The 12761-nt window shown below is 71.1% G+C and carries 10 protein-coding genes; 2 read left to right on the top strand and 8 right to left on the bottom strand.

Features of this window, described 5'->3' with window-relative positions; translation table 11 throughout:
• Positions 1-3 precede the first annotated feature (3 nt).
• The 4 genes from argB to ACL06G_RS06250 all read right to left on the bottom strand — a co-directional run bounded on the left by argB (position 4) and on the right by ACL06G_RS06250 (position 3750).
• Positions 4-915, bottom strand: a complete 912-nt coding sequence (gene argB, locus ACL06G_RS06265) for an acetylglutamate kinase (RefSeq protein ID WP_412784236.1) — start codon at positions 913-915, stop codon at positions 4-6.
• Positions 912-2063, bottom strand: a complete 1152-nt coding sequence (gene argJ, locus ACL06G_RS06260) for a bifunctional glutamate N-acetyltransferase/amino-acid acetyltransferase ArgJ (protein ID WP_412784235.1) — start codon at positions 2061-2063, stop codon at positions 912-914. Before argJ ends, argB begins: the two co-directional genes overlap by 4 nt.
• Positions 2060-3088 carry an N-acetyl-gamma-glutamyl-phosphate reductase gene (argC, locus tag ACL06G_RS06255; RefSeq protein WP_412784234.1) on the bottom strand — a complete coding sequence of 343 codons (1029 nt, stop codon included), beginning with the start codon at positions 3086-3088 and terminating at the stop codon, positions 2060-2062. The genes argJ and argC overlap by 4 nt, the downstream gene beginning before the upstream one ends.
• Before the next feature lie 95 nt (positions 3089-3183).
• The gene (locus tag ACL06G_RS06250) at positions 3184-3750 is read right to left on the bottom strand and encodes a histidine phosphatase family protein (protein ID WP_412784233.1); all 567 of its coding nucleotides are present in this window, start codon (positions 3748-3750) and stop codon (positions 3184-3186) included.
• 148 nt (positions 3751-3898) lie between these two features.
• Here ACL06G_RS06250 and ACL06G_RS06245 point away from each other — a divergent pair, with 148 nt between their 5' ends.
• A complete protein-coding gene (locus tag ACL06G_RS06245; protein WP_412784232.1) occupies positions 3899-4108 on the top strand; it encodes a DUF1918 domain-containing protein in 210 nt (69 codons plus the stop codon).
• Between the two features lie 58 nt (positions 4109-4166).
• Here the strand turns inward: ACL06G_RS06245 and ACL06G_RS06240 are convergent, their stop codons facing one another.
• Positions 4167-5411, bottom strand: a complete 1245-nt coding sequence (locus ACL06G_RS06240; RefSeq protein WP_412784231.1) for a glycoside hydrolase family 10-like protein — start codon at positions 5409-5411, stop codon at positions 4167-4169.
• A 285-nt stretch (positions 5412-5696) separates the two neighbouring features.
• Between ACL06G_RS06240 and ACL06G_RS06235 the strand changes: the two genes are divergently transcribed.
• Positions 5697-6557, top strand: coding sequence for a 3-hydroxybutyryl-CoA dehydrogenase (locus ACL06G_RS06235; RefSeq protein ID WP_412784230.1), 861 nt, complete (start codon positions 5697-5699; stop codon positions 6555-6557).
• A gap of 70 nt (positions 6558-6627) precedes the next feature.
• On the opposite strand, the gene ACL06G_RS06230 is transcribed toward ACL06G_RS06235, so the two are convergent.
• From ACL06G_RS06230 to ACL06G_RS06220, 3 genes are read right to left on the bottom strand one after another with little or no spacing between them, the layout of a single operon-like run.
• On the bottom strand, positions 6628-9570 hold the full coding sequence (locus ACL06G_RS06230) for an NHLP bacteriocin export ABC transporter permease/ATPase subunit (protein ID WP_412784229.1): 2943 nt from the start codon (positions 9568-9570) through the stop codon (positions 6628-6630).
• Between the two features lies 1 nt (position 9571).
• Positions 9572-11881 (bottom strand): NHLP family bacteriocin export ABC transporter peptidase/permease/ATPase subunit, encoded by a 2310-nt coding sequence (locus ACL06G_RS06225; RefSeq protein WP_412835547.1) that lies wholly within the window; start codon positions 11879-11881, stop codon positions 9572-9574.
• A complete protein-coding gene (locus tag ACL06G_RS06220; RefSeq protein WP_412784227.1) occupies positions 11878-12684 on the bottom strand; it encodes an HlyD family efflux transporter periplasmic adaptor subunit in 807 nt (268 codons plus the stop codon). The genes ACL06G_RS06225 and ACL06G_RS06220 overlap by 4 nt, the downstream gene beginning before the upstream one ends.
• Positions 12685-12761: the final 77 nt, after the last annotated feature.

The raw sequence follows: 12761 nt of genomic DNA, 5'->3' as shown, positions 1-12761 counted from the left end.
GGCTCAGGACCTCGCTTCCGGGTCGTCCTGCGGATCCGGCACGACCATCGTGCCGATGCCTTCGTCGGTGAAGATCTCGAGCAGGATGGCGTGCTCCACCCGGCCGTCGAGGATGCGTGCGGTGCGGACGCCGCCGCGCACCGCGTGCAGGCACCCCTCCATCTTCGGGACCATGCCGCTGGAGAGTTCCGGCAGCAGCTTCTCCAGCTCCGTGGCGGTGAGCCGGCTGATGACGTCGTCGCTCGCGGGCCAGTCGGCGTAGAGGCCCTCCACGTCGGTGAGGACGATCAGGGTCTCCGCGCCGAGTGCGGTGGCCAGCGCGGCCGCGGCCGTGTCCGCGTTGATGTTGTACACGTGCTCGTCGTCGACGCTGCGGGCGACGGAGGAGACCACCGGGATGCGGCCGTCGTCGAGCAGTGCCTCCACGGCGCCGGGGTCGACGCCGACGATGTCGCCGACGCGACCGAGGTCCACGGGTACGCCGTCGACGTCGGCGTACCGCTTGGTCGCGGTCAGCGTGTGCGCGTCCTCACCCGTCATCCCGACGGCCAGCGGGCCGTGGCGGTTGAGGAGCCCGACCAGTTCCCGCTGCACCTGCCCCGCGAGCACCATGCGCACGACCTCCATGGTCTCGGGCGTGGTGACGCGCAGGCCGGCCCTGAACTCCGACTCCAGCCCGAACCGTTCGAGCTGGGCGCTGATCTGGGGACCGCCGCCGTGGACGACGACCGGCCGCAGCCCGGCGTGCCGGAGGAACACCACGTCCTGCGCGAACGCGGCCTTCAGGTCGTCGTCCACCATGGCGTTGCCGCCGAACTTGACCACGACCGTCCTCCCGTGGTGGCGCGTGAGCCACGGCAGGGCCTCGATCAGGGTCTGCGCCTTCGGCAGGGCGGTGTGCTGACGAGCGGTCATGAGGCGTACGCGCTGTTCTCGTGGACGTAGTCCGCGGTCAGGTCGTTGGTCCAGAACACGGCGGAACTGTTCCCTTCGGAGAGGTCGGCGGTGATGCGGACCTCGCGGAAGCGCATGTCGACCAGCTCCCGGTCCTCCCCGATGGCACCGCCCCGGCAGACCCACACACCGTTGACCGCCACGTTCACGCGGTCGGGCTCGAACGCGGCCGAGGTGGTGCCGATCGCGGACAGCACCCGGCCCCAGTTCGGGTCCTCGCCGTGCACGGCGCACTTGAGGAGCGCGTTGCGTGCGACCGTCCTGCCCACCTCGACCGCGTCCTCCTCGGTGGCCGCGCCGACGACCTCGATGCGGATGTCCTTCGAGGCCCCTTCGGCATCGGAGACCAGCTGGCGCGCGAGGTCGGCGCACACCTCGTGGACCGCGGTGGCGAACTCCGCGGGGTCGGGGGTCCGGCCGGAGGCTCCCGAGGCGAGGAGCAGCACGGTGTCGTTGGTGGAGAGGCAGCCGTCGGAGTCCACCCGTTCGAAGGTGGTGCGCGTCGCCTCCTTCAGGGCCTTGTCCAGTTCGGCCGGTTCCAGGTCGGCGTCGGTGGTGAGGACGACCAGCATGGTCGCCAGGCTGGGCGCGAGCATGCCGGCGCCCTTCGCCATCCCGCCGACGGACCAGCCGTCGCGCTCCGCGACGGCCGTCTTGTGGACGGTGTCGGTGGTCTTGATCGCGAGTGCGGCCTTCTCCCCTCCGTGGCGGGAGAGGGCTCCGGCGGCCTCGGCGACCCCGGGCAGCACCTTGTCCATCGGAAGGCGTGCCCCGATGAGGCCGGTGGAGGCGACGGCCACCTCGGCCGCGTCGAGACCGAGCACGTCGGCGGCCGTCTCCGCGGTGGCGTGGGAGTCCTGGAACCCTTCGGGCCCGGTGCAGGCGTTCGCCCCTCCGGAGTTGAGGACGACGGCGGAGACGAGACCGCCCTTCAGCACCTGCTGGGACCACAGGACGGGCGCGGCCTTCACGCGGTTCCGGGTGAAGACGCCCGCCGCCGCGCGGCGGGGGCCCTCGTTGACGACGAGCGCGAGGTCGCGGCCGCCGCTCTCCTTGATTCCGGCCGCGACTCCCGACGCGGTGAACCCTGCGGGGGCGGTCACGCTCACGGCATTACTCCGATCGTGCTGAGCCCCTGGTCCTCGGGGAGGCCGAGGGCGATGTTCATGCTCTGCACCGCGCCGCCCGCGGTGCCCTTGGTGAGGTTGTCCACGGCCGCGATCACGACGATGCGCCCGGCGGACTCGTCGAGAGCGGTCTGGAGTTGCACGGTGTTCGAGCCGTGCACCGCCCCCGTCGAGGGCCACTGCCCCTCGGGGAGCAGCGTCACGAACGGCTCGTCCCGGTAGGACTTCTCGTAGGCGGTGCGCAGCTCCTGCGCGGCCACGCCGGGCTTTGCGGGTGCGGTGCACGTCGCGAGGATGCCGCGGGGCATGGGCGCCAGCGTCGGCGTGAAGGACACCGTCACCGGTTCGCCGGCCACTGCGGACAGGTTCTGCGACATCTCCGGGGTGTGGCGGTGCACACCGCCGACGCCGTAGGGGCTCATCGAGCCCATGACCTCGCTGCCGAGCAGGTGCGGCTTGAGCGCCCTGCCCGCTCCGGACGCTCCCGAGGCGGCGACCACCACCGCCTCCGGTTCGGCCAGCCCGGCGCCGTAGGCCGGACTCAGGGCGAGGGAGACCGCAGTGGGGTAGCACCCGGGGACCGCGATCCGCCGGGTCCCGCGCAGTGCGTCCCGTGCGCCGGGCAGCTCGGGCAGCCCGTAGGGCCAGCTCCCGGCGTGCGGCGATCCGTAGAACTTTGCCCAGGCCTCCGGGTCGGTGAGCCGGAAGTCCGCGCCGCAGTCGACGATCAGGACCTCGTCCCCCAGTTCCTCGGCGAGGAGCGCCGACTGCCCGTGGGGCAGGGCGAGGAAGACCACGTCGTGTCCGGCGAGCACCTCCGGCGTGGTCGGCTCCAGTACCCGGTCGGCCAGCGGGGCGAGGCCCGGCTGGAGTTCGCCGAGGGGCCTGCCGGCGTTGGACCCGCCGGTCAGTGCCCCGATCCCGATGCCGGGGTGGGCGCAGAGCAGGCGGAGGACCTCGCCTCCCGCATACCCGCTGGCCCCGGCCACCGCTGCGCGCACTGTCATCGCACCTCCTGCTCGTCATGCATGACAATACGCACTACGACAGGTTTATGCAATGAGTGTGTGCCGACCCGCCGGCGGCACCCACACCGCGCAGCTCAGGCCAGGGACAGGCGCCACTCCCCCGCCCGGCCGGCGAAGACGACGGCGGAGAGCGGCCTGGCGTCGACGCGCCAGTACACGTGGGGCGGAACCCGCAGGACGTAGCAGAGCGCCGCGCGCACCACTCCCGGCTCGGCGACCGCGACGACACGATCGCCCGCAGCCGCCGGGCGCGTGTCGAGCCAGGAGCCCACGCGGGAGATGAAGGACATCAGGGGCTCACCGCCGTGCGGGGCCGCGTACGGATCGGCCAACCACACATCCACCCCGCCGGGATCGCGGGCAGCCACCTCGTGCAGCGTGCTGCCGCGCCAGCGGCCCATGTCGCAGTCGCGCAGGGCGGGCTGCGCGATCGCGTCCACCCCGACGCCCTCGCAGGTCTCGCGACAGCGGGCCGTGGGTGAGCAGTAGCGCAGTTCCGCGGTGCAGAGCGAGGCGAAACCGGGCGCGGCCCGCCGCACCTCGGCACGACCCGCGCCGTCGAGCGGGCGGTCGTCACCGAAGCGCACGTCGAGCACGGAGGAGCTGCGAGCAGCGGAGAGCAGCGTCACACGTACGCCCATCCGGTGATCGTACGGTGAAGGGAGCGGTTGTTCGAGACCGCTGGGGACACTCGTGCGGGGAGGCGGGTGCGCGGACGGAGCGGGACCTGGACTGGAGACCGCGGCGCAGCCGCCGCCGACCGGCCCCGAGGCCAAGGAGGCACCGCGGATGCATGCGAACACGGGCGACCGGCTTCTGGTGCACGGCAGGACCGTGGGTCAGCACGACAAGGTCGCGGAGATCGTCGAGGTGATGGGACCGAACGGCGAACCGCCCTACCGGGTGCGCTTCGACGACGGCCACGAGGCGGTCATGTCACCGGGGCCCGACTCGGTGGTGCGGCACGAGCGCGCATCGGGTGAGCGGGGACCGACCTGAGCCGGGCCTCCGGTGAGGGGCCCGCCCGAGGACGAGCCCCTCACCGGCGGCCCTCCCGTCAGCGCGGGGGCCGCACCCGCCACCGGTAGTGGTCCCCCACCACCCGCGTCATGGCGCCGATCGGGTCCGCGGCCACCTGCCGCGCCGAGAAGTAGATGTTGCCCCGCACCCGGGGAATCCCGGCACACAGCGCCAGGTGGCGGGACAACTCCGCGGGATCGTGCCACGGAGCGCCCTGTGCCGGGTCGGCGACCTTGTACAGGGCCTCTCCGATGTAGAGGTCCGTGCCCGTTCCCCGCACCACGTCGGCCCACCACGGCACCAGCACCGCGTAGTCGGCGACGGTGAAACCGATGTTCCAGTACACCTGCGGCACGACGTAGTCGAGCCATCCCTGCCGGACCCAGGCACGCGAGTCGGCGTACAGGTCGTCGTAGGTCTCCACCCCGCCGGCGGTGTCCGACCCGGACTCGGGGTCGGTGGACGCGTTGCGCCAGATCGCGAACGGGCTGATCCCGAAACGCACCTGCGGCTTGGTCCGGCGCAGCCGCCGCGAGGTCTCCTGCACGAGGAGGTCGACGTTGTGCCGGCGCCATGCGGCCCGGTCGGCGAAGCCGCCGCCGTACTCCCGGTATGCGGCGTCGTCGTCGAAGGACTCCCCGGCCACGGGATACGGGTAGAAGTAGTCGTCCCAGTGCACGGCGTCGATGTCGTAGCGTTCGACCGCGTCGAACATGGCGTCCTGCACGAAGCGGCGGACCTCCGGCAGGCCGGGGTTGTAGTAGAGCTTGCCGCCGTAGGGGACGACCCAGTCCGGGTGCCTGCGTGCGGGGTGGCTCGGCACCAGGCGTGCGGGGTCGTCGTGGTTGGCGATGCGGTAAGGATTGAACCAGGCATGCAGTTCCAGGCCCCGCCGGTGAGCCTCCCGGACGGCGAATCCGAGCGGATCCCAGCCGGGGTCGCGCCCCTGTTCCCCGGTGAGGAAGCGGGACCAGGGTTCGAAGCGGGACGGCCAGAAGGCGTCGGCCGTCGGCCGCACCTGGAGCACGACGGTGTTCAGGCGGCGCTCCACCGCCAGGTCGAGCAGATCGACCAGTTCCGACCGGTGGACCTCGGCGGGCAGGCCGGGTCTGCTGGGCCAGTCTATGTTCGCGACCGTGGCGACCCACATGCCGCGCATCTGCGGCCGCCTGCCGTGGTGCCGCCCGGAACGCGCGGCTGCCGCGGCCGGGCCGCCCAGCGCGGTGCTTGACAGCACTCCTGCGGCAGCCGCACCGAACAGTCTTCGGGAAATGCCCTCCACGTGCCCCTCCTCGTGCGCTCCTCGCCCGATCGTTCGCGGCACGAGCCTGCTGCTGCCGCGCACCACCGGCAAGAGGGCACGCCGTACCAGGACACCGCGCCCGTTACTCCGGGTTGTCCTGTTGACACGCAACGACACCGCATCCGCGGGGAAATCCGCGGCGGCGCCCCGGACCTCCTGGCGCCCGGCCGAGCGCGATACCGTCGCTCCCCGGGGCGGTGCGGCCCGGAGGGACTCCCACGGCCGCCGCGCCCGGGAGACCCGAAGATCTGCGAAAGGCGAGATGTGACCGACATCGAACGCGTCGGAGTGGTCGGATGCGGCCAGATGGGCGCCGGCATCGCCGAGGTGTGCGCACGCGCCGGCCTGGACGTCAAGGTCGCCGAGACGACGGGGGAGGCCCTGGAGCTGGGACGCACCCGGCTGGTGAACTCGCTGGAGAAGGCGGCCTCCCGCGGCAAGCTCACCACTCAGGAGCGGGACGCCGCCCTGGAGCGCCTCACGTTCACCACGGACCTCGGCGAGTTCGCCGACCGCGATCTGGTGATCGAGGCGGTCGTGGAGAACGAGCAGGTCAAGACCGAGATCTTCCAGGTCCTCGACCAGGTGGTGACCCGTCCCGACGCCATCCTGGCGTCGAACACGTCCTCCATCCCGCTGGTGAAGCTCGCCGTGGCCACCTCCCGACCGGACCAGGTCATCGGCATCCACTTCTTCAACCCGGCCCCGGTGCAGAAGCTGGTCGAGCTGATCCCCGCGCTGACCACCGGCGAGGAGACCGTCAAGCGCGCGGAGGAGGCTGTCACCTCGCTGCTGGGGAAGCACGCCATCCGCGCCCAGGACCGCTCCGGGTTCGTGGTGAACGCGCTACTCATCCCCTACCTGCTGTCGGCGGTCCGCATGTTCGAGTCCGGGATCGCCTCCCGGGAGGACATCGACAACGGCATGGAGATGGGCTGTGCGCACCCCATGGGGCCGCTCAAGCTCGCCGACCTGATCGGGCTGGACACCGTGGTGTCCGTGGCGGATTCGATGTACGCGGAGTTCAAGGAACCGCTCTACGCGGCACCGCCGCTGCTGCAGCGGATGGTCGATGCCGGACGGCTGGGCCGCAAGACCGGCGCCGGGTTCTACGCCTACGACTGAGCACAGGACGGGCACCGCGTCAGGGTCCGGTGCGTTCCGATTCCGGAGCGCACCGGACCCTGACGTGTCACTACTGGACCTGGCGCCGCACCAGTTCGTGGAAAAGCCCCGCAGTGTCCTCCAGAAGGTCGGCGGGCGGTCCCTGCTGCACCACCCTGCCCTCCGACATGACCACGATGCGGTCGGCGTCCATCACGGTGGACAGCCGGTGGGCGATGACCACACGGGTGGCGCGCATCTGACGCGTGCTGTCGGTGACCAGGCGCTGTGTCTCGTTGTCGAGCGCGCTGGTGGCCTCGTCGAAGAAGAGGATGCGGGCTCTGCGTATGAGGGCCTGCGCGATCATGAGCCGCTGCCGCTGCCCGCCGGAGATGCTGCCGCCGCCGTCGGAGAGCATGGTGTGCATACCCATCGGCATGGCCTTGATGTCGTCGGCGAGGCCGGCCATCCTGGCCGCCTCCCACGCCTCCTCCAGCGAGTACGTCTCGGTCCCGCAGATGCATTCGAGGATCGATCCGGTGAAGGGCTGGGAGTTCTGCAGCACGACACCGCACTGCCGGCGCACGGCCGCCTGGTCCAGGGCGGAGAGGTCCTGCCCGTCGTAGCGGACCTCTCCCGAGGTCGGCTTGTCGAAGCCGATCAGCAGGCGCAGCAGGGTCGATTTCCCGCAGCCGCTGGCCCCCACGATGGCCACGAACTCCCCGGGCTCCACGGAGAAGGAGACGTCGTCCAGGACGAGGGGCTCGTCGTCCGCGTAGCGGAAGGACACCCCGCGTGTCTCGAGTGCACCGCTGAGACGCCCCGGCTGCACGCTGCCGGACTGCACTTCGGGACGCTCGTCCAGGATGGGCCGGAGCTGCTCGTACAGGGGAAGGACGGCGACGGTGGTGATGAGAGCGCCCGTCAGCTGGGTGGCCGAGGACAGCAGCATGGTCACGCCGGAGGTGAAGGTCAGGAACGCACTGGGGCTGAGTGCTCCGCGCGCCGGGCCGGCGAGCAGCATGAACAGCACGAGCATGCTGAGAGGCAGGTGCACGGCCCCCAGCACGGTGCTCAGGTTCCGGATGCGGCCGACCCTCCGCTGCAGTTCCCTGCTGCGCGCGAACTCCCCCGCCCAGGAGGCGTAGGCGAAGCTCTCGGCCGCGGCGACCCGCAGCTTGGGCAGTCCCCGCAGGGTCTGGAAGGCCTGGTTGTTCAGCTTGTTGTTCAGCTTCACCAGACGGCGCTGCCACCGCACCTGCCAGAGTCCCGCGACGAGGAAGACCGAGAGCACGAGCACCAGCAGCCCCACCGCGACGACCGCGAGCCGGGCGCTGTAGGAGAACAGCAGGACCAGGCTGACGGCGACCATGGTCGAGGACTGCACCGCGACGGAGCTGATCCCGGAGATGGTCTTGCGGATCGCGCTGACGCCCATCGCGGCACTGGCCAACTCGCCGGTCGAGCGGTGCTGGAAGAACCGGGTGGGGAGCCGGAGCAGCCTGTCCCAGACCGCGGGTTGCAGTGTGGACTCCAACCGGCCCTCCAGCCGGAGGATCGAGGTGTTCTGGAGCAGCAGGAACGCGGCGGAGACCAGGATGATGCCCATCAGGGCGACCGCGGTCAGCACGATGAGGTTGGTCTCCGCGTTGGGTACGTAGACACCCAGCACCTGGCCCGTGGCGATCGGCACGAGCGCACCGAGCCCGACCGCGGCGAGTGAGCTCAGTACGAGGTTCCGGAGATCGAAGCCGGTACCGCGCAGCGCGAAGAGCAGCAGCCTCTTCTTGGAGAGAGGGGCATCGGGCAGGGGCCGGTAGAACATCACGCCGCGGCTCTCGTACCGGACGTGGTTCCGCTTGCCCACCGGGGTCCGCTCCCCCGTTTCCGGATCGACGGCCTCGTACCGGTTGCGCCGCCACAGCAGCGCCACCGGCGCTCCGCTGCCGGTGCGGCGCCCCACGAGCGGGCCGCAGTTGTCCTTCCACCAGTCCCCGGTGAGCCCCACGACCCTGGTGCGGACCCGGGCCGCGGTCGCGATGCGTTCGATCGGGCTCTGCCGGTCCTCGCCGGGGCCGTCGGGAACAGTGTCGGGCAGGTCGATGCCGGCCGTCCGGGCGACGAGGCGGCACGCCGCCAGCGTCGCGTCGTCGCCCGCCCGTCCTGCTTGCGAGGCGTCCTTCGACCGGCGCCCCATGGAGTTGATCAGCGCCTGGTCGGCCTGTTCGCGCACGGCCTCGCCGGCCTCGATGCCCGCGGCGGTGCGGTCCTCGTGGGCCCGTTCGAGCCGTTCGATCCAGCGGTCCAGGGCGAACAGCAGCCGCGACTGCTGGTTGACCATGTGCTGCCAGGTGGCGGGGTCGATCAGCAGGTCGGCGGATCCGTCGCCGTATGCGTCGCCGTAGGCGGTGGCGTACTGCACGCATCCGGCGGTCACCTGCATCCACAGGATGTCGTCGTCGACGCTGTCCTGCGGCACTTCCGGCACGGTGCCGGGCTGCTGGGACGGCTGGCCGTCGAGCGGGGCCTCGAAGAGGATCCGCAGACCGCGGCCGGTACCGCGCGCGAAGGCGTCCTCCAGCGGACCGTACTCGGGAAGCGCCCACTGGCCGGTGTCGCCTTCGGCCCAGGTGCCGTAGGCGGCCCACTGGCCGGTGTCCTGGGGATCCCCGACAGCCGCCCACTGCCCCGTGCCGTCGGGATGGTACAGCTCCCGCAGGGCGATCCGCCGCAGGGCGCACCCGGCGAGCGGACGTCCCACGAGCGTGTGCTGCGGTCCCTCCACCGGGCCGAGCAGCAGCGTCCCTGTCTCGAGCCGGCCGAGGAAGTGCCAGTGCCCGTGCTCGGCGACGTCGACGGCGAAGACGTCCATCGCCCCCTGGACGACGAGCCAGAGAACGTGCGGCCCTTCCAGCGAGAGGCTCCGTACGCCGGTCGCGTCGACGGGCTGGCCCAGCCCGCCGAAATGGGCGACGACGGGGTCGTGGACGTACTCCCCGGTGGTGGCGGTGGAGGGCTGTTGTGCGTAGGTCACCTCAGTGCTCCTTCACCAGCTCGGCGTACGTCCCCCCGGCGGCGACCAGTTCGTGGTGGCGGCCCCGCTCGACGACCGTTCCCCGGTCGAGGACCACGATCTCGTCGCTGTCGCGGACGGTGCTGAGCCGGTGCGCGATGACGATGCAGGCGCATCCCCGGCGGCGCAGATTGTCGATGATGAGGGCTTCGGTCTCCGCGTCCAGGGCGCTGGTGACCTCGTCGAGGACGAGAATGCTCGGGCGGCGGACGAGAGCCCGGGCGATCTCGAGGCGTTGCCGTTGTCCGCCGGAGAAGTTCCGCCCGTCCTGCTCCACACGGCTGTGGATTCCGCCGGGCCGGCGGGAGACGACGTCGAGCAGTGCGGCGTCCTCCAGTGCGGCGGTCACCGCCTCGTCGGGTATCGAGGGGTCCCAGAGGGCGACGTTGTCCCGGACGGTGCCCTCGAAGAGGAAGACGTCCTGGTCCACGAAGGAGACCGAGGAGGCGAGTTCGCTCCGGGAGACGTCCTCCAGCCGGCGGCCGTCGACGCGGATGATGCCGTCCCACGGCGAATACAGGCCGGATATGAGGCGGGAGACGGTGGACTTGCCGCTGCCCGAACCGCCGACCAGCGCCACTTGCCGCCCCGGACCGACCGCCAGCGAGAAGCCCTTCAGGAGCGGGTCGTCGAGGGGGCTGTAGCCGAAGGTGATGTTCTCCAGCGTCACGTACCCCTTGAGACGACGGGTACTGGCCTCGAGTTCGCGGGTGTAGAGGCGGTCGGCGGGGAAGGTCTCGACGTCCTTGAGGCGCGCCACGTCGGCGGCGAAGTCCTGGATGCGCCCGACGACCCCGTTCAGCCGTGTGATGGGCGTGGTGAAGCTGGTGACCAGAGCCTGGAAGGCGACCAGCAGACCGACCGTGATCACGCCCTCGACGGCGCGCATGCCGCCGATGAGGAGGATCAGGGCGCTGTTGACCGCCGCGAGGGTCGGGGCGACGATCGCCAGCACCGCGGTGGGGACGCCCAGCTTCTGCTGTTCGTCCAACGTGGTGGCGTGCTGTCCAGCCCAGCGCCGGAAGTACCCGTTCTCGCCACCGGTGGCCTTCATCGTCTCGAGGAGCTGGAGACCGCTGTAGGCGGTGTTCGTCAGCCGCGCGTTGTCGGCACGCAGCTTCTGCGTACGGGTCGCCCGCAGCCGGATGACCGTGCGCATGGCGACCACGTTGAGCAGCGCGATGGACACACCCACCATGGTGAGCTGCGGATCGTAGGTCCACAGCAGCACCGCGTAGAGCAGCACGACGACCGCGTCCACGCCCGCGGCGGCGAGATCGCGGGCGAGCGTCTCGGCCACCGAGTCGTTGGAGCGCAGCCGCTGCACCAGGTCGGCCGGGTTGCGCTGGGCGAAGAAGGTGACCGGCAGCCGGAGCAGGTGACGCATGAACCGGGCGCTGCTGAGCGTCGAGGAGATGATGCGGCTCCGCAGCAGGTTGGCCTGCTGGATCCCCGTGAGCACGGCCGTGAGCACCACCGCCCCGGCCATGGCCGCGAACAGCACTCCCAGCAGGGACGTCTGCCCGCCGAAGAGGAACATGTCGATGTAGGTGCGGCTGAGCGCGGGAATGGTGGCGCCCGTGACGACCAGCAGGAAACTCGCCACGAGCGCGGCGAACATGGCTCCCGAGGTGCCCCGGAGCCGGGCGGGGAGGGCACCGGCGACACCGGGCTTGCGGCCTCCCCTGCGGAAGTCCTTCGACGGCTCGAAGGTGAGCACCACGCCGGTGAAGCTGGTGTCGAACTCCTCCATGGTCACGAACCGGCGGCCGCGGGCCGGGTCGTTGATGTACACGCCGGTGCGGCCGAATCGCCGCCCCATCCCGTCGAACACCACGTAGTGGTTGAACTCCCAGAACAGGATCGCGGGCGCCTGCACGTCGGCGAGAGCGGCCGGCTCCATCTGCATGCCCTTGGCGGTGAACCCGTAGCTGCGTGCGGCCTTCAGCAGGTTGCTGGCACGTGAGCCGTCCCGGGAGACCCCGCAGGCGATCCGCAGTTCCTCGAGCGGAACGTGCCTTCCGTAGTGGGCGAGGACCATGGCGAGTGAGGCGGCGCCGCACTCCACGGCCTCCATCTGCAGGATGGAGGGAGTGCGGACGGACTTGCGGCGGCCGCGCTTGGGCGGCGGTCCCGGGCGCGCGCTCGGGGCGCGCCTGCGGCGGCCCCCCTGCTGCGGTGCGGAGCGCCTCCTCCCGGGCGGGGGTGCCGAGCGGCTGCGCCGCGGTCCGTTCGTTGCCGACCTGCGGCCCTGCGGGCGGGGCGCACTCACGGAAGTATCCATTCGACGGGGTGCTGCGCGTCGAGGCGGACGGCGGCCGTCACCGTCGTCATGGATTCCAACTCGTAGGGCGGGCCGTCGTTCACCGACCAGCGCAGTCCGGACTCGGTCGTCGACGACCGCTGGAGCTTCACCTTCACCGCGATCGGCGGGCCGTTGCGGGTGTACTCCTGCGCCAGGCGGGCATCACCGAGGAACGATGCGATCTGCTTCTCCCCCTGCGGGACCCGTCCCACGGCGGCGACGGTGCCGCGCAGCACGCCGTACTTCTGGCTGGACACCGAGTGGACCGTGAGGTCGACGGAGTCCCCCGCGGAGATGTCCTGAGCCCCGGTGCCGGAGGCGTAGAGCGTGGCGACCAGCGGATCGTTCGGGCCTCGGAGCCTTTCGAGCACTGCCACGTCCGCCCCGGTGGTCACGACGGACCCGATGCCCGCGGAAAGCCCGGTGACCCGGCCAGGGGCCACCGTGCGTATGGCGCGGTCGCCTTCCGGCGTGCTGACCCGAACCAGCGGCTCTTCGGCCCCCATCACGTCGCCCTCCTTCGCGAGAACCGCGGTGACCTGTCCGGCCACCGGGCTCTGGAGGAGGTAACTCCCCTTGCCGTGGGTGAGGATGCCGGGCGCCTCGAGTTTCGAGGAGACGGTGCCGGTGACCGACCAGATCGCTGCGGCGGCGATCACCAGAACGGTGACCGCCAGGACGATGCGTCCCTGGGGCCGTGCGAAACGGACGGGAACGTCGAGTTCTTCGGGCGACTGCAGCTTGGAAAGCGCCTTCTGCCGAAACTGCACGTCACTGTTCCTTCGTTGCAAGTGCCTGCGGCGGCAATACGGCGACAACGGTGGACGACCGTAACACAGGCCCCGGA

Source organism: Streptomyces callyspongiae (assembly GCF_047200695.1).
Classification (GTDB): domain Bacteria; phylum Actinomycetota; class Actinomycetes; order Streptomycetales; family Streptomycetaceae; genus Streptomyces.
This window is presented reverse-complemented; position numbering and strand designations above follow the sequence as displayed.

Coding starts and splice junctions, on each gene's coding strand:
- argB (WP_412784236.1), bottom strand. CDS start 915: ATGACCGCTCGTCAGCACACCGCCCTGCCGAAGGCGCAGACCCTGATC.
- argC (WP_412784234.1), bottom strand. CDS start 3,088: ATGACAGTGCGCGCAGCGGTGGCCGGGGCCAGCGGGTATGCGGGAGGC.
- ACL06G_RS06250 (WP_412784233.1), bottom strand. CDS start 3,750: ATGGGCGTACGTGTGACGCTGCTCTCCGCTGCTCGCAGCTCCTCCGTG.
- ACL06G_RS06245 (WP_412784232.1), top strand. CDS start 3,899: ATGCATGCGAACACGGGCGACCGGCTTCTGGTGCACGGCAGGACCGTG.